The sequence below is a fragment of the Bradyrhizobium sp. CCBAU 65884 genome (genome assembly GCF_028128835.1).
Classification (GTDB): Bacteria; Pseudomonadota; Alphaproteobacteria; order Rhizobiales; family Xanthobacteraceae; genus Bradyrhizobium; species Bradyrhizobium ottawaense.
In genome coordinates this window covers 72,872-91,978 of sequence record NZ_LBJU01000123.1, presented here as the reverse complement: position 1 = coordinate 91,978, position 19,107 = coordinate 72,872, and the positions used below count along the sequence as shown (strand labels likewise).

Here is a 19,107-nt window from a genome sequence, read left to right as displayed (position 1 = left end):
AACCCCGGCATCGCTGCCGGGGTTTCGTAGTTCTTGAGGTCGTTGGACCTTAGAAGTCCATGCCGCCCATGCCGCCGCCCGGGGGCATCGCCGGGCCGGCGCCGCCCTTCTTGGGCAGCTCGGCGACCATGGCTTCCGTGGTGATCAGCAGCGCGGCCACCGAGGCAGCGTTCTGGATCGCGGTACGGACCACCTTGGTCGGGTCGATGATGCCCTTCTTGACGAGGTCGGCATATTCGCCGGTCTGGGAGTCGAAGCCGTAAGCGTAGGTCTTGCTCTCCAGGATCTTGCCGACGATCACCGAGCCGTCTTCACCGGCGTTGATCGCGATCTGGCGAGCCGGAGCCGACAGCGCCTTGCGCACGATCTCGACGCCGGTCTTCTGGTCGTCGTTCTTGGTGCGCAGGCCCTTGAGCTGCTCGGAGGCACGGAGCAGGGCGACGCCGCCGCCCGGAACGATGCCTTCTTCCACAGCCGCGCGGGTCGCATGCATCGCGTCATCAACGCGATCCTTGCGCTCCTTCACCTCGACCTCGGTCGCGCCGCCGACGCGGATCACCGCGACGCCGCCAGCGAGCTTGGCAAGACGCTCCTGGAGCTTCTCACGGTCGTAATCCGAGGTGGTCTCCTCGATCTGCGCCTTGATCTGGGCCACGCGCGCCTCGATGTCGGCCTTCTTGCCGGCGCCGTTGACGATCGTGGTGTTCTCCTTGTCGATCATCACCTTCTTGGCGCGACCGAGCATGTTGAGCGTGACGTTCTCGAGCTTGATGCCGAGATCTTCCGAGATCGCCTGGCCGCCGGTCAGGATCGCGATGTCCTGCAGCATGGCCTTGCGGCGATCGCCGAAGCCCGGAGCCTTGACGGCCGCGACCTTCAGGCCGCCGCGCAGGCGGTTCACGACCAGGGTCGCGAGGGCTTCGCCTTCGACGTCCTCGGCGACGATGACCAGCGGCTTGCCGGTCTGCACCACGGCCTCGAGCAGCGGCAGCAGCTCGTTCAGCGAGGAGAGCTTCTTCTCGTTGATGAGGATGTAGGCGTCGTCCATCTCAACGCGCATCTTGTCGGCGTTGGTGACGAAGTAGGGCGAGATGTAGCCGCGGTCGAACTGCATGCCCTCGACGACGTCGAGCTCGGTCTCGAGCGACTTGGCTTCCTCGACGGTGATGACACCCTCGTTGCCGACCTTCTTCATGGCGTCGGAGAGGAACTTGCCGATCTCCTGGTCGCCGTTGGCCGAGATGGTGCCGACCTGGGCGATCTCGTCGTTCGAGGTGACCTTCTTGGAGTTCTTCTGGAGGTCCGCAACGACGGCCTCGACCGCGAGGTCGATACCGCGCTTGAGGTCCATCGGGTTCATGCCGGCGGCAACCGACTTGGCGCCTTCGCGCACGATCGCCTGGGCCAGCACGGTGGCGGTGGTGGTGCCGTCGCCGGCCGCGTCAGCGGACTTGGAGGCGACTTCGCGCACCATCTGGGCGCCCATGTTCTCGAACTTGTCCTCGAGCTCGATCTCCTTGGCGACGGTGACGCCGTCCTTGGTGATGCGGGGAGCGCCGAACGACTTGTCGAGCACGACGTTGCGGCCCTTCGGACCGAGCGTGACCTTCACCGCGTTGGCGAGGATGTCGACGCCGCGCAGCATCTTGTCGCGCGCTTCAACCGAGAATTTGACTTCTTTGGCTGCCATCTGGAATTTTCCTTGAGGTTGACTGGAGGGAGAGAGGGGCTCTTAGGCCGCCTTCTTCTTGGAAGCGGGGACGTCGAGGACGCCCATGATGTCGCTTTCCTTCATGATCAAGAGATCGACGCCGTCGATCTTGACTTCAGTGCCGGACCACTTGCCGAACAGCACGCGGTCGCCAACCTTGAGGTCGATCGGGATCAGCTTGCCGGCTTCGTCGCGGCCACCGGGGCCGACGGCGACGACTTCGCCCTGGGAGGGCTTTTCCTTGGCAGTGTCGGGGATGATGATGCCGCCGGCGGTCTTCTCTTCTGCGTCGATGCGCTTGACCACGACGCGGTCGTGAAGCGGACGGAATTTCATGCAGCTCTCCTAAGCATTTGCACGAGTTGATGATTTTCGTTTGTTAGCAATCTGTGCCCGCGAGTGCTAGCACAGGCGAGGCTGAAATAGGACAGGAATTTTGCGGGAGCAAGGGCTTCTAGCAGAAAAATCAGCACCCGGAAGCGCGGACTGCCAGAATCTCTTTTCCATCGTTAACCGAGGCCGAGCCGTATTAGCACGGTGACCCATCTGCTGCTAACGCATTGAATTTCAACAGCTTGTTAAACTTTTGGGCTTGAGATGGGTTGTCAGTTTGCGTCACATTTCTCTCATGTGAGCGCATCAGTACCGGGTGGCTCGTAAGGCGCACACCGACCAGGCCGCCCCTTGAATGCGCTCCTGCAAAGGAGGTTGGCATGGGCGTGCGGAGTGGGGGCGTTTCCGAGGACTTTCGGAAACAGCTTTTAGGTTACGGGCTGACGACGGCACAAATCCTCTACCGGATGCCGGATCATCCCTCGCTGCTCCAGACCTACGTCTGGCAGAACTACGACATGTTTCCGAAATTCCCGGCGCTGAAGGATTTCCTGGCCTTCTGGCAGGAAAAGCTCGACGGCCCCCTCCATTCGGTCACCGTCGCGCACTCCAAGCTGATCAAGCCGGCCGAGCTGCGCGCCGTGGATGGCGTGTTCCGGCTGCATTGAGACGAATATCGGTCTCGTAGAGTGGGCCAAGGCGCTTAGCGCCGGGCCCACCATCTCTCCATGATCGCGCGCGGAAGGTAGGCACGCTTCCGCCGTCGCTCTTCGAGCTATGGCGGACCAGTCGTTTTGCCCACCCTACGATATCTCAGTTGCAGGTCGTCGGACGAACGCACTATTCCCGGGATCGCCTGAGGGGCGATCAGGCGCCCTCGCTGCAATAGCGTCTCCACATCGCGCGATAGGCGTCGTCGACCGCTCGCCCGTATGCGACGGGGTTGCTGGCGGCTGCGGCCCGGATCTTGTCGGGCAGCTCGCGGCGCAACCTGTCGAGCTCGCTGATCTCAGAACCTCGGCTCGTTGCGATTTCGATATATGCCTCATGGCTGTCCGTGACCCAGTCCGGCAAGCCGAGTGCGGTGAGGATGGAGCCGGCAGCACGGCTGGGCAGGCTGTTGCCGAGCTTCGCCACCACCGGCACGCCCATCTGCAAGGCTTCCCACGTGCTGACGCCGCCGTTCTGCGGGAACGGGTCGAGGCAGATATCGACGCGATTGAACGATGCCAGATGTTCGCTTCGCAAGGTGGCGCCGAGCAGATCGACGCGTTCGGCCGGCAATCCGCAAGCCTCGAACCGCGCCAACAAATTTTCGCGGACCAGCTGGTCGTCCAGCGCAACATCCTTGATCAGCAGTCGCGAGCCCGGCACCCGCTCGAGAATCCTGGACCAGACTTGCGCCGCCTCGTCCGAAATCTTGCTGATGCGGTTGAAGACGCCGAAGGTGACGAAGCCGTTCGAGATCGCCGGCGTAGGTGCCCGTGGAATCTCGGTCGGCAGCGAGGCCAGCGTCACGAAGCACGGCAGGTCGACAACGGTCTCCGCAAACAGATGCCGAACCTCGAAGGGAATCGCGACCGGGTCCGAGAACAGATAATCGATCGTCGGCAGCCCGGTGCCAGTGCCGTGACCCCAGCCGTGCACCTGGATCGGTGCAGGCTTGCGCGCAAACACGCCGAGGCGGTTGCCTCTCGTATGGCCGGACAGATCGATCAGGATGTCGATGCCGTCGGCGCGGATCTCGGCGGTGAGGCGATCTTCGGTCCATTGCGAGGCGTCGCGCCAGCGATCGGCGATCCCCTGAAATTCGCCGGTCGTCGCATCCACTTTCGACGAACAAGCGTAGCACACGACCTCGAACTGTGCCCGGTCATGGTGTTGGAGCACCGGCTTGAAAATCAACGCAGCCGAATGCGCGTTGAAATCCGACGAGACATAGCCGAGCACCAGACGGCGGTCCGGATCGCGGTTGTTGTCATGCGGGCCCGCCGCGCCTGAAGCGATTTTCGCGCCGACACGCTCCCACCACACCTGACGCGCCTGCTGATGCCGTTCAACGGTGGCGTCCCCCGCAAAATCGAGCGTGAATATCTTGTTGGAGATCGCGCTCTGCAGGTCAGGCTGGATGTCGAGGGCTCTGTCGAAACTGGCGAGGGCTTCGTCGACCCGGCCAAGTCCGGCGAGGCAAAGACCCAGCACCAGATGAGCTTGAATGGAATCGGGATCGATCGCCAGCGCCTGCTGGCAGTCGTGGGATGCGTGGGCAATTTGCTGGATCTGGAGCAGGACACTGGCCCGCGCGAGCCACCCATTCGCGTCGTCGGGTGCCAGCGCAATTGCCTGATTGCCGTCTGCCAGCGCTTCGTCAAATCGCTGAAGTTCCCGTAAAGCCGTGGCACGGTTCGCCAGCGCCGCGGCATAGTCGGGCTTGATCGACAGCGCGCGGTTCAAGCTTGCGACGGCCTCGTCATAATTGCGTTGACGGCACAGCGCCCAACCCCGGCCGTTGTGGGCTTCGGCAAGGCTTGCGTCGAGTGCGATCGCCTTGTCGTAGCTGTGAAGTGCCTCCTCGTGAAGATCGAGGGCCACGCTCGCGTTACCGAGATTGGAGAGGGTTGCGGCGTGGTTGGGCCGCAAGGCGAGGGCCTTTCGATAGCTCGCGCAGGCCTCGTCGTGACGCCGCAGCCCGTTGAGCGCGACGCCCAGCCTCATATGAGCATCGGCAGATTGCGGATCCACGGCGACCGCCCGGCTCAGCAGGATTTCGGCTTGCTGAAAATTCTTGGCGTCGGACTCCAAAGCACCGAGCATGTGCAGCGCCATGAATTGGTTGGGCGCGAGCTGCAGGAGTTGCCGATAGGCAGCCTGGGCCTCGGCGAGAAGCCCCATCTTGTGTAGCTGGAGCGCATGCCCGAGCAACGGCAGCACTTCGGCCTTTTGCCGTTTCTGAAGCCGGGCATTTTGAAATGCACGCTGACCTACGCTGTTGCCCATGGCTTCAATCCCCCAGAATCTCTCTTCGAGATTAATTCAGCGGGAGAACGAATACGAGACGACGGCCGTTCGCCACGACAGCTTGGGACAAGCTACGACCGATCGGCTCATCGAGCCGCTAGCCTTGCGCCCGGCAATTGCCGCCTCATCCAAGACTGGATAATCTGTGCTCGGGTTGTACCCGTCCGGCGGGCGCGCTCAGATCAGGGAGGCAGACAATGGCCAAGCAAAAGGCATCAAGACCCGCAACGAAGACCGCAGTGAAGAAGCGGAGCGGCGCCAAAGCGGCGGCGCGATCCTCGGCACGCAAGGCGGTGAAGGCAAAGGCTCGCACTGCCGTACCGAAGAAGCCCGCACGTCCCAGGCAGCGCATCGCGATCAGCCATCACCGCGAGGAAGACTTCAAGGCCGATGGCCTGCGCGCTTACGCGAAATACCGCGACCTCGGCATCGCCGACGCTAGCCATGGCCTCGCGCAAGCGCACGTGATCCGGTTGCAAGGTCCTTGCGATCCGGCCGAGGTGTCAAAGCTGCATTTTCACGACGTCGACTTCCAGATGGTCTACGTGCTCAAGGGCTGGGTGAAGACTTATATGGACGGGCAGGGCGAGACGTTGATGAAAGAAGGCAGCGCCTGGACCCAGCCGCCGAAGATCAAGCACATGATCCTGGATTATTCGGATGACGTCGAACTGCTGGAGGTGATCCTGCCGGCGGAGTTCAGGACGGTGGAGTTGAAGGCGTAGGCCGATCTCTCTCCTTCGTCATTGCTGTGACGGGTACGTAGCCGGGATTGCGCTGCATTCCATCCGGGCTGCAGGACCGTCGCGACTCCAGCCCCCACACCGCCCATCAAACACGTCGTCAGCGTTCCCGTCACGATCGCTAAAAAGCACGCGATCTGGGAAACCGGGCAATTACCAGTCGGATGGTTTCGGCTGACCTGCAGGGCGGGCGCTAACCAATCGAAAATACCTCTCGCGGCAACTCAAGGATGTGAAAACGCGGGAGTGCTTTCATGGCGACCAACACTTTTGGCCGACGCGGCGTTACGGCGCCGCCGTCAAGAGCGTCGTTTCAACCCGTCGCCGCGCCGACCGTGCGGGAGATCGTGCGCGACCCCGCTCGGCCCTTGCCCAGCGAAGGGACGCTTTTTGGCGATAACAGGCTTCTGGCCGATATCCCTTTCCTCACCATTGGCCTGATTTTCGGTCTGCTTTTGATCTTCGCTCTGCAACGCAGCCTGGCCATCGACGTTGCGCGGGATGGTGACCTCGACGTCCGCTCGCTGATCGCCCAGGGCGCGTCGGGCTACGATCTCGTTGTCGGACGAGGAGAGTGGTGGAGGATTGGCCTTGCGCCGCTGCTGCACGGCAGCGGGTGGCACCTCGTCAGCAACTGCATTGGGTTGTTCATCGTCGGCGTCAGGCTGGAGTCTCTGATCGGCCGTGGCTGGTTTGCGCTGATCTTCGTCGCCAGTGCAGTGGCGGGCGAGGTCGGCTCTCTGCTGGGCAATGGCCCCGGCACGGTGGGCGTGGGCGCGTCCGGCGCCATCACCGGGCTCATCGCCGCGCTGTTCGTCGCGAGCTTCGAGCCCGAAGCGGACGCCGATCAAACCATATCGAGACTGAAGACGTCGCTCTTCTTCGGTGTTCCCGCACTGCTGCCGCTGGCCTTCGGCGCCTCGGGCAATGTCAACTATTATGCCCATGCAGGCGGTGCGGTGGCCGGTGCCGCGCTTGCGATCACGCCGTGGCTCGCCTTCTGGTCCTATGACAGCCTGCCGCGGAGCGCCGGCATGACGTTGCTTGCAGCATCCCTCGGATCTCTGATCTGCGCCGGCTTCGCCGCCGTTCATTATTCGTCCTACATGGCCGATGCCGTGCACTATATCCGCGCGTCGGAAGTGCCGGCGAAGGCTGACGAGATGGTCAGCCGGTCGTTCGATCTCGTCACCCGCTACCCAAAAGACGCGCGGGCCCACGTGTTCCGTGCGGTCTTCTTCCTGGAACAAGCCAACCTCAGTGCCGCCGAGACGGAAGCGCGAACCGCCCTGTCGCTCGCCGCTTCAGATGTGGCGGGTGGGCCGGTGCGCTCCGGGGCGCAGGGCTTGATGGCGGTGTTGCTGTGGGCGCAGGGACGAACGAGCGAGGCGAAGGCCATGGCGGTCGAGCCCTGCCGTGCCAAGCTGGCCGAGGTGCGCCGCATCTTGCAGAAGTCGAAATTGTGCAGTTGACCAGGCTACGGCATCACCACGGGTCACGTGATGACCCCCACCACCGCCCCCATCAAGCACGTCGTCAGCGTTCCTGATACGATCGACTTCAATCCCAGCGCGTTGATCTCCTCGCGCCGCTCCGGCGCCATCACGCCCAAGCCGCCGATCATGATGCCGAGGCTGGCGAAGTTAGCGAAGCCGCACATCGCGTAGAGCATGATCAGTCGCGAGCGCGGGTCGAGCGCATCGCCCGGTAGCTTCGCAAAGTCGACATAGGCGATCAATTCGTTGAGCACGGTCTTGGTGCCCATCAGGCTACCGGCCGTCACCGCCTGATCCCATGGCAGCCCCATCAGCCAGCACACCGGCGCCATCACGAGACCGAGCAGGCGCTGCAACGAGATCGCGGCGCCGCCAACATTCGGCAGCAGGCCGAGCATGGCGTTGACGAGATAGACCAGCGCCACCAGCACAAGCAGCATGGCGACGATATTGATCAGCAACTCGATCCCCGCGCTGGTGCCTTTCACGATCGCATCCATCGTGCTGGAGACTTCCATCTCCGGATCTTCGAGCGTGCCGCCGGTACGCGTGTTGGAGGTTTCAGGCACCATGATCAGGCTGACGAGGATCGCGGCCGGCGCGCCCAGCACGGAGGCGATGACGAAGTGCGCGGCCGCGTCGGGAATGAGAGGAGCAAGGAGCGTCGCATAGAGCACCAGCACGGTGCCGGCGATGCCCGCCATGCCGCCGGTCATCACCAGGAACAATTCGCTGCGGGTCATCTGCTTCAGATACGGCCGCACGAACAGCGGCGCCTCGACCATGCCGAGAAAGATATTGGCGGCGGTCGAGAGGCCCACCGCGCCGCCGACGCCGAGCGTCCGCTCCAGCAGCCAGGCCATGCCGCGCACGATCGGCGGCAGCACGCGCCAATAGAACAGCAGCGTCGTCAGCACGCTCATGACCAGCACGATCGGCAGCGCCTGGAACGCCAGGATGAAATCGGCGCCAGGCACCTTGAGGTCGAAGGGCAGGGCGCCGCCGCCGACATAGCCGAACACGAAGGCGGAGCCGGCGCGCGAGGCCGCGGAGATCGCGCCGACCGCATCGTTGATGGCGCCGAAGGCGTGCGCGACGACCGGCAGCTTCAGGAGCACGATCGCGGTGACGAACGTGGCGACGAGGCCGATCGCCGCCTGCCGCAGCGACACGGCGCGCCGATTCTCCGCCAATGCGAAGGCGATCAACAGCAATGCGAAAATGCCGAGTGCCGATTGCAAACGCAGCATGATGTCCCCAAACCCTCAATGATTATGGCCGGGCCGGCGCTGCAAAGGCAATGCCGGGAGCCGCCAGAAGCGCCCCACTGTTGACAAGCGGGGCCACCTCGGCCACGCGGGGGCCTTCGACAGTGAGGGGGAGAGCGGTCCGAGGGTGACCCAAAAGGCGATGCCAGAGCAGCTAAATTCCGGACATCCGCCGGTCAGCGCCCGCGCGCTCCTCGCCCACCGCGCGTTCCTGTTCTTCCTGCTCTCGCGCAGCCTGTCGCGCTTTTCCAGCCAGATCGCGGCGGTCGCGATCGGCTGGCAGATCTACGATCTCACCGGCTCGGCCTTCGACCTCGGCATGGTCGGCCTCGTGCAGTTCCTGCCCACCGCGCTCCTGGTGTTCGTCGCCGGCCACGCCGCCGACCGCTATGAGCGCAAGCGGGTGGTCCAGCTCTGCCAGCTCGTTGAAGCGGCGACCGCGCTCTATCTCGCAATCATCACCTATCTCGGCGCGGTCGGCGAAGTCCAGATCTTCATCGCGACCTTCGTGCTCGGCATTGCCGGCGCGTTCGAGAGCCCGACCACGGCGGCGCTGCTGCCGCTGATCGCGCCGCAGGGCTCGCTTCAGCGTGCCACCGCAGTCTCCAGCGGGGCGGCGCAGGTCGCGACCATCACCGGCCCGGCGCTCGGCGGCTTCGCCTATGCGGTCGCCCCGCATCTTGCCTATGCCATGATGGTGCTGTTCTGGATCTTCGGCATGATCCTGACCGGCTTCATCCGGCCGCGTCCGCAGGCGATCGCGAAGCAGGGGATGGACTCGGACAACATCTTTGCCGGCGTTCGCTTCATTCGCAGCAATCCGGCGATCCTTGGCACCATCTCGCTGGACCTGTTCGCGGTGCTGTTCGGCGGCGTCACCGCGCTGCTGCCGATCTATGCCCGCGACATCCTGCAGACCGGTCCGGTCGGGCTCGGCGTGCTCCGTGCCGCGCCGGCGGTCGGTGCGCTCCTTATGACCATGGTGCTGGCACGTCACGCCATCTCGAGGCACGTGGGCCTGCGCATGTTCCAGGCCGTGATCGTGTTCGGCCTCGCCACCATCGTGTTCGCGCTGTCCTCCTGGATGTGGCTGTCGGTGCTCGCGCTCGCCGTGCTCGGTGCTGCCGACACGATCAGCGTCGTGATCCGCTTCTCGCTGGTGCAGCTGTCCACGCCCGACGAGATGCGCGGCCGGGTCGGCGCGGTGAACTTCCTCTTCATCAACGCCTCGAACCAGCTCGGCCAGTTCGAAAGCGGAGTGGCCGCCGCACTGCTCGGCGCCATGCCGGCCGCCGTGCTCGGCGGCGTTGCCACCGTTGCGGTGGCGCTTTTGTGGATGAAGCTGTTTCCGAGCCTGCGGCAGGTGGAGAGCTTGGAGTAGGGGAATTTCTCGTGTCCCGGACGCGGTGCGGCACGAAGTGACGCGCCGCTGAGCCGGGACCCAGGAGGCCAAGCACGAGATCGCGGAGGCATTGGCCCCGGCTCAGCAGCGCGTCATTGCATGCCGCGCAGCGTCCGGGGCACGGGACTGGATGCCCCCCGAAAGTCTCGGACAAAGCACAGAGGAATCAAAGAGATCCCTACTGTGCATGGGGTTGTTTTCGCAGTTTTGAGTTCAGCCCCGCCCCACGAACGGCATCTTGGTCGCCATGACGGTCATGGTCAGCACGTTGGCATCGAGCGGCAGGCCGGCCATGTAGGCCACGGCATCGCCGACCGCTTTCGCATCCATGCGCGGCTCGTGCTTGGTGGTGCCGTCAGGCTGCAGCACGCCGGGGCCGTTGACCATGCGATCGGTCATCGGGGTCGCGGCGTTGCCGATGTCGACCTGGCCGACGGCGATGTCGTACATGCGGCCGTCGAGATTGCTGGCCTTGGTCAGGCCGGTGATGGCGTGCTTGGTCGAGGTGTAGGCCGCCGAGAACGGCCGCGGCGCATGCGCCGAGATCGAGCCGTTGTTGATGATGCGGCCGCCGCGCGGGCTCTGGTCCTTCATGATGCGGAAGGCGTGTTGGGTGCACAGGAACGGGCCGGTGAGGTTGGTGTTCACCACCGCCTGCCACTGCTCGAGGCCGAGGTCCTCGAAGTTGACGGCGGGGGCGCCCATGCCGGCATTGTTGAAGAGCACGTCGAGGCGGCCGTAGGTCGCCTTCACCTTGTCAAACAGTGCCGCGATCGAATCAGGCTTGGTCATGTCGGCGGTGACGCACAGGCTTTTGCCGGCGGGGCCGAGCTTTGCCGTCTCCTCGAGCATGTCGAGCCGGCGCCCGACCAGCACCACGGTGAAGCCGGTGTTCATCAATGCCAGCGACGCGGCGCGCCCGACACCGGTGCCGGCGCCCGTCACCACTGCGATCTTCTTTGCTTCGCTCATTGTTTCCTGCCTTTTCTCATGCTGTCAGGTTTTGGGTTCTTTTTCGTTCTTGTAGGGCGGCCGCGGAATGTTCTGGTGCGCCGCGCGCAGCGCCGCCGACCAGCGCGAGCGCAGATCGTGGAAATAGGGCTCGCCCGCCTCGATGCGATGGTTGAGATCGGCCTCGCAGGCATCGGCGCGCACCACCAGCACGTCGATCGGCAGGCCGACGCCGAGATTGGAGCGCATGGTCGAATCCATCGAGATCAGGCCGGTCTTCAGCGCCTCGTACAGCTCGACGTCGTAATGCATGGCGCGGTCGAGCACGGGCTTGCCGTATTTGTGCTCGCCGATCTGCAAGTACGGCGTATCGGTGGTGCACTCGATGAAATTGCCGGCGGTGTAGATCATGAACAGGCGCATGCGCGAGCCCTTGATCTGGCCGCCGAACAGGAACGAGACGTCGAACGAGACGTCCTCGGATCTCAGCGCGGGACCTTCGGTGGCGTGCACGGCGCGGATCGCCCGGCCGATGCGCTGGGCGGCCTGGAACATGGTCGGCGCGTTCATTAGCGTCTCGACCTCACCCGTGTTGGGGTCCTCCAGGCCTTCGGTCAGCGTGGACAGCACCGACTGGCTGATGGCGAGGTTGCCGGCGCTGGCGATCGCCATGATGCGCTCGCCGGGCTTCGAGAAGATGTGCAGCTTGCGGAAGGTCGAGACGTTGTCGAGGCCGGCATTGGTGCGGGTGTCGGCGATCATCACCAGACCGTCCCGAACCAGGATTCCGCAACAATAGGTCATTTCCAGTCCCCGAACGCGTTTGCGCGGAATTACTAGCCAATTTCGGAGGCCGGTCCAACCCCCGATTCCCATGGGAAGGTCGTCATTCCGGGGAGCGGCAGCTAGCTCTGTCACTCAATCCGCCGCATCCACGAGAAACGCCTCGTCGACCGGCACGCCGAGCGCCGTGACCAGCCGGTTGGTCTCCGCGGCCATGCCGACGATGGCGAGCATCTCGGCATATTCGGCCTCCGTCATGCCCTTGGCCCGCGCAGCGGCGGTGTGCGAATGGATGCAGTAGCTGCAGCCATGCGCGATGGAAACCGCGACATAAAGCATTTCCTTGACCTTGGGATCGAGTGCGCCGGGAGCCATCACCTCCTTGATGCTCTCCCACGTCCTGCGCAGCGTCTTCGGATCATGCGCCAACGCGCGCCAGAAATTGTTGACGAAGTCCGACTTCCGCACCTTGCGGATATCGTCGAAGACGGCGCGCGCTTCGGTGGAGAGTTCATCGTCCGAAAGCAGCTTTACAGTGGCCATTGGTACCTCGCGGGGGGCAGCTTCGATCCCCGCGAGTGTAGCACGACCCATGCGTTCGGACGGCTGCGCCTAGCTCTGCCGTTGGGATTGCGATTGCGACGGCCCGCCGCGGCCGGCCTGCTCGACCTTCACGGCCACGGCCAGCGTCTCAGCGCCGCCGCCATAGCGGGTGCCACGCACCGGGGCTGCGCCGAGATAGTCGAGGCCGATCGCGACGCGGACATGGGCGTCGGTGGCGCAGATGCTGTTGGCGGGATCGAATCCGACCCAGCCGAGATCGGGAACGTAGGCTTCAGCCCAGGCATGGCCGGCGTCCTGATGCACCGTGCCGTCCGAGCGCAGGAAGTGGCCGGAGACGAAGCGCGCCGGTACGCCGCCGGTGCGGGCGCAGGCGATGAAGATGTGCGCGTAGTCCTGGCAGACCCCGCGCTTGAGCGTGAACGCCTCCGCCGCCGAGGTTCCGCTGTTGGTCGGGTCCTCGTCGAAGGTCATGTGATCGCCGATCTCGGTCATCAGCGTATGCAGGAAGCCGAGCGTGTCGCTCTCGGCCTCGCTGCGCAACTGGCGCGCAACCGCCATCATCGCCGGATTGACCGAGGTGAGATCGGTGGCGCGCAGGAACATGCCGGCCGGAAAGCGCTCGTCGGTCCCGCGCAGCACGCCGCCGGTGTCGTGGGTCTCGATCAGGCCTTCTGCGGTGATCTTGATGTCGCCGACAGGCCCGCAGGACAGCACATGGGTGACGTTGCCGAAGGCGTCCTCGTGGGTGTCGAGCTTGGTGTCCGTGGAGACGTCGATCTGCCATTCCGCCACATACTGCCCGTCATGGCTGCCGGGCGTCATGCGCAGGATCTGGATCACGCTGGTGGCCGCCAGCTCGTAGCGATAGGTCGTGGTGTGCAGGATTCGCAGGCGCATGGTGGACCGTGTCGTTAGTGGTTAGGCCCGACTGTCGCCGCAAAGAAGCTCGTCGTGCCCGGGCTTGTCCCGGGCATCCACGTTCTTCCTCGTCGCGCGAAAGCAAGAACGTGGATGGCCGGGACAAGCCCGGCCATGACGGTATCCCATGTCGTCAGCCGGGTGACATCAGATCAAATACTGCTTCGTGATGATTTCGCCCAGCCTGGAATTGTCGGTGATGAATTCCTGAATGAATTCATGCACGCCATGCTGGAAAATGTCGTTCATATTGCTGTGTTCCAGCCGGTTGCGGATGCCGCGGGCGTGGCGCTGGGCCGGGCCCTGGCGGCCATAGGCGACACCGATCTGGTCGAGGTTGCGCACGAGATTGCCATAGCAGCTGGCCAGCGAGCGCGGCAGCGTGTCGTTGAGGATGAGCAGGTCCGCGATCAGCCATGGCTTCAGCGTCTCGCGATAGACCCAGTGATAGGCCGTCAGCGCCGAGACCGAGCGCAGGATCGAGCTCCACTGATAGAAATCGAGCGGGCCGCCGACATGCTCCTCCTCGGGCAGCAGCACGTGATACTTCACGTCGAGAATGCGCGCGGTGTTGTCGGCGCGCTCCAGATGCACGCCCATCCGCGAAAACCAGTAGGCGTCGTTGCGCAGCATGGTCCGGTACGCCGAGCCGTCGAAGCGCAGCGAGGTCTCCTGCACGAAGCGCAGGAATTTTGCGAGGTCCTCGCGCGTCGAGGTGCCCTTGCTCCAGACCGCCTGAAGCTCGATCCAGGCCGAGTTGATGGTGTCCCACATCTCGCTGGTCAGCGCGGTGCGGACCGAGCGCGAGTTCAGCCGCGCCGCCTCGATGCAGTTCCTGATCGAGGATGGGTTGTCCACGGAGAAGGAGAGGTAGTCGACGACGTTGTGCTCGTTGGCTTCCTCGTAGGTCTGATAGAAGCTGGCAGCGACGCCGGCGGTGAGCAGCGCCGAGTCCCATTCATTGGTCTTGCCGATATAGGCGGCGGGAAGCGCGGTGACGCGCAGCGTCGCATCGATGGTGCGCGCGAGATACTCGGCCCGTTCGACGTAGCGGGCGAGCCAGTAGAGGTTTTCGGCGGTACGCGACAGCATCTGACTACTCGTCCAGGATCCAGGTGTCTTTGGTGCCGCCGCCCTGGCTCGAATTCACCACCAGGGAGCCTTCCTTCAGCGCGACGCGTGTCAGGCCGCCCGGCACGATGGTCGTGCTCTTGCTGCCGGTGAGCACGAAGGGGCGCAAATCGACGTGGCGCGGGGCGAGGCCGCTTGCGGTGCAAGTCGGGCAGGTCGAGAGCGCGAGCGTCGGCTGCGCGATGAAACCTTCGGGCTCGCGCTTGAGCTTCTCGCGGAACGCTTCGATCGTCGCCTTCGTCGCGGCGGGCCCGATTAGCATGCCGTAGCCGCCGGAGCCGTGCACCTCCTTGACGACGAGCTCGCTCAAATGATCCAGCACATAGGCGAGGTCCTTCGGCTCGCGGCAGCGCCAGGTCGGCACGTTCTTCAGGATCGGCTCCTCGCCGAGATAGAATTTCACGATGTCCGGCATGTAGGAGTAGATCGCCTTGTCGTCAGCAATCCCGGTGCCGACGGCGTTGGCGAGCGTGATGTTGCCGGCCGCATAGGCCGACATCAGCCCGGGCACGCCGAGCGCGGAATCGGGACGGAAGGTGAGGGGATCGAGGAAGTCGTCGTCGACGCGGCGATAGATCACGTCGACCCGCTTCAGCCCTTCCGTCGTCCGCATGAACACTTCGTTGTTCTTGACGATGAGATCGCGGCCCTCGACCAGCTCGATGCCGAGCTTGTCGGCGAGGAAGGAGTGCTCGTAATAGGCCGAGTTGTAGACGCCGGGGGTGAGCAGGGCGACCGTCGGCTCGCCCGAGGCGCTGAGCGGCGCGACGGAGCGGAGCGCCGAGAGCAATTCGTCCGGATAGCGCTCGACCGGCGCCACCTTGTGGCGGGCGAACAGATCCGGAAACAACCGCATCATGATCTCGCGGTTTTCCAGCATGTAGGACACGCCGGACGGCGTGCGCGCATTGTCCTCGAGCACGATGAAGTCGTTGGCATCGACTCGGACGATGTCGATGCCGGCGATGTGCACATAGACGTCGTGCGGCACCTGCTGGCCGTTCATCTCGGGCCGGAACACCGGGTTCTGGAAGATCAGATCGTCGGGCACGATCTCGGCGCGCAGGATGTCGCGGCCATGATAGATGTCGCGCAGGAACATGTTGAGCGCGCGCACGCGCTGCTTCAGGCCCTTCTCCAGCAGTGCCCATTCCTTGCCCGACATGATCCGCGGGATCACGTCGAAGGGGATCAGGCGCTCGGTGGATTCGGCCTCTCCATAGACCGCGAAGGTGATGCCGATGCGGCGGAACAGCAGCTCGGCCTCCTGGCGGCGATATTCAAGCGCCTCGGGAGGCGTCTCCTTGAGCCAGCGCGCCAGCTCCTGGTAGGCGGGGCGAAGGTCCCCGCCCGGAATATTCATTTCATCAAACGCGACTGCCATAGATGCCGACTGTTCTCCGCAAGGCGTTGCGCCAATGGACAGGTCGCCAGGCCCTGGTGAAGCCGCAACGTCCTGACCATGCGGCAAGAGTGCATGACTTTCATGTGGTAGCAAGGGCCGGGCCAGCGCGATAAGCATGGACTGGCAGCATTTGTCGGGGATGGCCGGCGGCTTGCCTGAAAAAATGGCTGAGGACTGCTTATTTCGACAGCAAAACCGCGTGACTTCAACGCGTTACCTCGGCAAAGTCGGCGCCACAGGTGAGGGACTTAAGTTATGAGCGAGATCGTCACGGCGGGCATTCTGGTCATTGGGGACGAAATCCTGTCCGGCCGGACCAAGGACAAGAATATCGGCTTCATCGCCGAATACCTGACCAATATCGGCATCGACCTGAAGGAGGTCCGGGTCGTCTCCGATGACGAGTCCGATATCATCGCTGCCTTGGATGCACTGCGGCATCGCTACACCTACGTCTTCACCACCGGTGGCATCGGGCCGACCCATGACGACATCACCGCCGACAGCGTCGCCAAGGCGTTCGGAGTCGGCATCGACCACCATCCGGAGGTGGTCGCCCGTTTCAAGGAGCGCTGGAGCGAGCAGGATCTCAACGAGGCCCGGTTGCGCATGGCCCGCATCCCCGACGGTGCCGAGCTGATCCAGAGCGCGACCATCCTCGCGCCCGGCTTCAAGATCGGCAATGTCATCGTGATGGCCGGCGTGCCCTCGATCATGCAGGCGATGATGGACATCGTCTCGCCCAAGCTGAAATCGGGCGTGCGCATGCTCTCCGAATCGGTCCGCGCCAATGCGCGGGAAGGCGACATCGGCAGCCCCTTGCGCGCGATCGCCGCCGCCCATCCCGACACCATCATCGGCAGCTACCCCTTCATGGACGAAGAGCAGAAGCCGAATACGAACCTCGTGGTGCGCTCGCGCGATGCTGACAAGCTCGCGGCAGCCATGAGCGCGGTGAAGGAAATGCTGGCAGGATTGAACATCACTCGTTAGCAGGGAATTTGCCGGCAGGCGAAGCAGGAGACGACAATGGCAGGTGAAGCACCGGAACTGAGTGCGCAGGAGCGGGCGGGCAGGGCCTTCCCGGTCTCGTGGGACCAGTTCCACCGCGACTGCCGGGCGCTGACCTGGCGGCTCAACGAGGTCGGCCCGTTCCACGCCGTGATCGCGATCACCCGCGGCGGCTTGGTGCCGGCCGCGATCGTGGCGCGCGAGCTCGGCGTGCGCATCATCGATACGGTCTGCGTCGCCAGCTACGACCACGACAAGCAGGGGGACCTCCAGGTCCTCAAGGGTATTTCGGAACAGGCCATGAAGCTTGGTGGTGGCACTGGCAAGGGGCTGTTGATCGTCGACGATCTCGTCGACACCGGCAAGACCGGCAAGCTGGTGCGCGAGATGTTGCCCGACGCGCACTTCGCCACGGTCTACGCCAAGCCGAAGGGGCGCCCGCTGGTCGACACCTTCATCACGGAAGTCTCGCAGGATACCTGGATCTTCTTCCCCTGGGACACCGCGCTGTCCTACCATCCGCCGCTGCGCGACGGCGCGGCGTGACTGCCGTCGTCATTGCGAGCGAAGCGAAGCAATCCAGAGATGTATCCGCAGAAGCAGTCTGGATTGCTTCGTCGCTTCGCTCCTCGCAATGACGGGGAGAGACGGCCATGCCCCTGCAAAACCGCGTCACACCGCTCGGCGACATCATCGCCACCCCGCATCGCGGCACGTTCACCGGCAATCGCGGCATCATCCACGATCCCGCGACGAAGACGCTCCTGAAGAAGCGCTGGTCGTCGCCGGCCTGGATCACATGCCTGTGTGAATTCCGCGGCTGGCGCCGGCCGGTGATGGCGCGGCGGAGCTGGACCGAGCTGTTCTTTCTCGACGAGGCCACCGCCTTTGCCGCAGGTCACCGGCCCTGCTTCTTCTGCCGGCGCGAGGATGCCAACCGCTTCCGCGCGGCGTGGGAGACGGGGAATGGCGTCAGCAAGGTGAGTGCGAAGGCGATGGACGCCCAGCTCCACCTCGAGCGTCTGGATCATGGCCGCAAGCGCCTGCACGCAGTGCCGGTGCCGCTGGCAGAATTGCCCGACGGCGCGATGGTTCAACGGGGCGAGGAGAGCTTTCTGGTGGTGCAGGGAAGGGCGCTGTTATGGTCGCCAGCCGGCTATGCCCGCGCAAGGACCGAGCTGGACAGCCCAATGCTGCTGACGCCCCCGTCCACACTGCATGCGTTGCGCGCCGGATATCAACCGGCGCTGCATCCGACCGCGCTGGACTAGCAGGGCGGCCGGCGGATCACCGCCATCACCCCAGCTTCTCGCGCGCCAGCGCGGCGCCTGCGCCGAGCGCCATCAGCTTGGCTTCGGCGATCTCGCGCCGCATCGGGGCCATGCCGCAATTGGTGGTGGCGATGATGTTGCTCTTGGGCACGAATTTCGACACCGCGTCGATCACCTTCACGACATCCTCTGCGGTCTCCACGGTGTCGCTGGCAACGTCGATCACGCCGGCCTGCACGATCTTGTTCTTGAGCAGCGCCAGCAGATCGAGCGGCACTTTCGAATTGCGGCATTCGATCGCGACCTGCTGGATCGGGCTGGCGTCGATCGCCGGAAAGATCTGCTCATACTGCCGCCATTGGCTGCCTAGCGTTTCCTTCCAGTCGGTGTTGGCCTTGATGCCGTAGCCGTAGCAGATGTGGACGGCGGTGGCGCAGGTGAGGCCCTGCGCAGCGCGCTCCAGCGCCTTGATGCCCCAATCGTTGACCTCGTCCATGTAGACATTGAAGGCGGGCTCGTCGAACTGCACGAGATCGACGCCGTCGGCCTGCAGCGCCCGGGCCTCCTCGTTGAGCAACTCGGCAAAGGCAAACGCCATCTTGACGCGGTCGCCATAGTAGCGATCGGCAATGGTGTCGATGATGGTCATCGGGCCGGGCAGGGTGAACTTCAGCTTCCTCTTCGTGTGCGTGCGCGCCGCGCGCGCCTCGAAGGCATGGACGCGGCCCTTGAGCCGGAGCGGGGCGACCACCTGCGGCACCATCGCCTTGTAGCGGTCCTTGCGGATGCCCATCTCGACCTTGTGCGCGAAATCGATGCCGTCGATCTTCTCCAGAAAACCGTGCACGAAATGCTGGCGGGCCTGCTCGCCCTCGGTGAGGATGTCGATTCCGGCGTCCTCCTGGATCTTCAGCCAGATCAATGTCGCGTCGCGCTTGGCGCGGAGCAACTCCTCGCCCTGCGACTTCCAGGGCGCCCAGAGCATATTGGGTTCGGCAAGCCATTCCGGCTTCGGCAAGGAGCCGGCGATCGTGGTTGGAAACAGCATGGCGGCCCTCCCGGCAGGTTGTGTTGCGCCCCTTCCTGCCATGTCCTAACGTCG

At 64.2% G+C, this 19,107-nt stretch carries 18 protein-coding genes; 7 read left to right on the top strand and 11 right to left on the bottom strand.

Going from position 1 to position 19,107, the window contains the following annotated elements; translation table 11 throughout:
* Positions 1-49 precede the first annotated feature (49 nt).
* A complete protein-coding gene (groL, locus tag XI03_RS24270) occupies positions 50-1,690 on the bottom strand; it encodes a chaperonin GroEL (RefSeq protein ID WP_095426158.1) in 1,641 nt (546 codons plus the stop codon).
* Positions 1,691-1,732: 42 nt separating this feature from the next.
* On the bottom strand, positions 1,733-2,047 hold the full coding sequence (locus XI03_RS24265; protein WP_014494241.1) for a co-chaperone GroES: 315 nt from the start codon (positions 2,045-2,047) through the stop codon (positions 1,733-1,735).
* Between the two features lie 377 nt (positions 2,048-2,424).
* Here XI03_RS24265 and XI03_RS24260 point away from each other — a divergent pair, with 377 nt between their 5' ends.
* On the top strand, positions 2,425-2,712 hold the full coding sequence (locus XI03_RS24260) for an usg protein (protein ID WP_028141201.1): 288 nt from the start codon (positions 2,425-2,427) through the stop codon (positions 2,710-2,712).
* A 199-nt stretch (positions 2,713-2,911) separates the two neighbouring features.
* On the opposite strand, the gene XI03_RS24255 is transcribed toward XI03_RS24260, so the two are convergent.
* Positions 2,912-5,041, bottom strand: coding sequence for an O-linked N-acetylglucosamine transferase, SPINDLY family protein (locus tag XI03_RS24255; protein ID WP_212428682.1), 2,130 nt, complete (start codon positions 5,039-5,041; stop codon positions 2,912-2,914).
* 218 nt (positions 5,042-5,259) lie between these two features.
* Between XI03_RS24255 and XI03_RS24250 the strand changes: the two genes are divergently transcribed.
* Together XI03_RS24250 and XI03_RS24245 are read left to right on the top strand one after the other, a co-directional pair.
* Positions 5,260-5,787: a cupin domain-containing protein gene (locus XI03_RS24250; protein ID WP_028141199.1), complete on the top strand. Its 528-nt coding sequence runs from the start codon at positions 5,260-5,262 to the stop codon at positions 5,785-5,787.
* Positions 5,788-6,059: 272 nt separating this feature from the next.
* A complete protein-coding gene (locus XI03_RS24245) occupies positions 6,060-7,277 on the top strand; it encodes a rhomboid family intramembrane serine protease (RefSeq protein WP_038973679.1) in 1,218 nt (405 codons plus the stop codon).
* A gap of 23 nt (positions 7,278-7,300) precedes the next feature.
* Here the strand turns inward: XI03_RS24245 and XI03_RS24240 are convergent, their stop codons facing one another.
* On the bottom strand, positions 7,301-8,551 hold the full coding sequence (locus XI03_RS24240) for a NupC/NupG family nucleoside CNT transporter (RefSeq protein WP_038949944.1): 1,251 nt from the start codon (positions 8,549-8,551) through the stop codon (positions 7,301-7,303).
* 160 nt (positions 8,552-8,711) lie between these two features.
* Here XI03_RS24240 and XI03_RS24235 point away from each other — a divergent pair, with 160 nt between their 5' ends.
* Positions 8,712-9,950, top strand: a complete 1,239-nt coding sequence (locus XI03_RS24235; protein WP_271593537.1) for an MFS transporter — start codon at positions 8,712-8,714, stop codon at positions 9,948-9,950.
* A gap of 234 nt (positions 9,951-10,184) precedes the next feature.
* Here XI03_RS24235 and XI03_RS24230 read toward each other — a convergent pair whose 3' ends face one another.
* From XI03_RS24230 to XI03_RS24205, 6 genes are all read right to left on the bottom strand, one after another.
* Positions 10,185-10,943, bottom strand: a complete 759-nt coding sequence (locus XI03_RS24230) for an SDR family oxidoreductase (protein WP_038973676.1) — start codon at positions 10,941-10,943, stop codon at positions 10,185-10,187.
* 24 nt (positions 10,944-10,967) lie between these two features.
* Entirely contained in the window at positions 10,968-11,726 is a 759-nt protein-coding gene (locus XI03_RS24225; RefSeq protein ID WP_028141194.1) for a proteasome-type protease, read from the bottom strand.
* 114 nt (positions 11,727-11,840) lie between these two features.
* Complete coding sequence (locus XI03_RS24220) at positions 11,841-12,248, bottom strand: carboxymuconolactone decarboxylase family protein (protein ID WP_028141193.1); 408 nt, start codon at positions 12,246-12,248, stop codon at positions 11,841-11,843.
* A 69-nt stretch (positions 12,249-12,317) separates the two neighbouring features.
* The gene (locus XI03_RS24215; RefSeq protein ID WP_271593536.1) at positions 12,318-13,166 is read right to left on the bottom strand and encodes a transglutaminase family protein; all 849 of its coding nucleotides are present in this window, start codon (positions 13,164-13,166) and stop codon (positions 12,318-12,320) included.
* Positions 13,167-13,334: 168 nt separating this feature from the next.
* On the bottom strand, positions 13,335-14,279 hold the full coding sequence (locus XI03_RS24210) for an alpha-E domain-containing protein (protein ID WP_028141191.1): 945 nt from the start codon (positions 14,277-14,279) through the stop codon (positions 13,335-13,337).
* Between the two features lie 4 nt (positions 14,280-14,283).
* Positions 14,284-15,702: a circularly permuted type 2 ATP-grasp protein gene (locus tag XI03_RS24205; protein ID WP_028141190.1), complete on the bottom strand. Its 1,419-nt coding sequence runs from the start codon at positions 15,700-15,702 to the stop codon at positions 14,284-14,286.
* Positions 15,703-15,978: 276 nt separating this feature from the next.
* Here XI03_RS24205 and XI03_RS24200 point away from each other — a divergent pair, with 276 nt between their 5' ends.
* From XI03_RS24200 to XI03_RS24190, 3 genes are all read left to right on the top strand, one after another.
* Positions 15,979-16,716, top strand: a complete 738-nt coding sequence (locus XI03_RS24200) for a competence/damage-inducible protein A (protein ID WP_038949938.1) — start codon at positions 15,979-15,981, stop codon at positions 16,714-16,716.
* A gap of 36 nt (positions 16,717-16,752) precedes the next feature.
* The gene (gene gpt, locus XI03_RS24195) at positions 16,753-17,280 is read left to right on the top strand and encodes a xanthine phosphoribosyltransferase (RefSeq protein ID WP_028141188.1); all 528 of its coding nucleotides are present in this window, start codon (positions 16,753-16,755) and stop codon (positions 17,278-17,280) included.
* Between the two features lie 107 nt (positions 17,281-17,387).
* Positions 17,388-18,005 (top strand): hypothetical protein, encoded by a 618-nt coding sequence (locus tag XI03_RS24190; protein ID WP_038973674.1) that lies wholly within the window; start codon positions 17,388-17,390, stop codon positions 18,003-18,005.
* Between the two features lie 25 nt (positions 18,006-18,030).
* Here the strand turns inward: XI03_RS24190 and XI03_RS24185 are convergent, their stop codons facing one another.
* Positions 18,031-19,053 (bottom strand): methionine synthase, encoded by a 1,023-nt coding sequence (locus XI03_RS24185; protein WP_097668546.1) that lies wholly within the window; start codon positions 19,051-19,053, stop codon positions 18,031-18,033.
* Between the last annotated feature and the right edge of the window lie 54 nt (positions 19,054-19,107).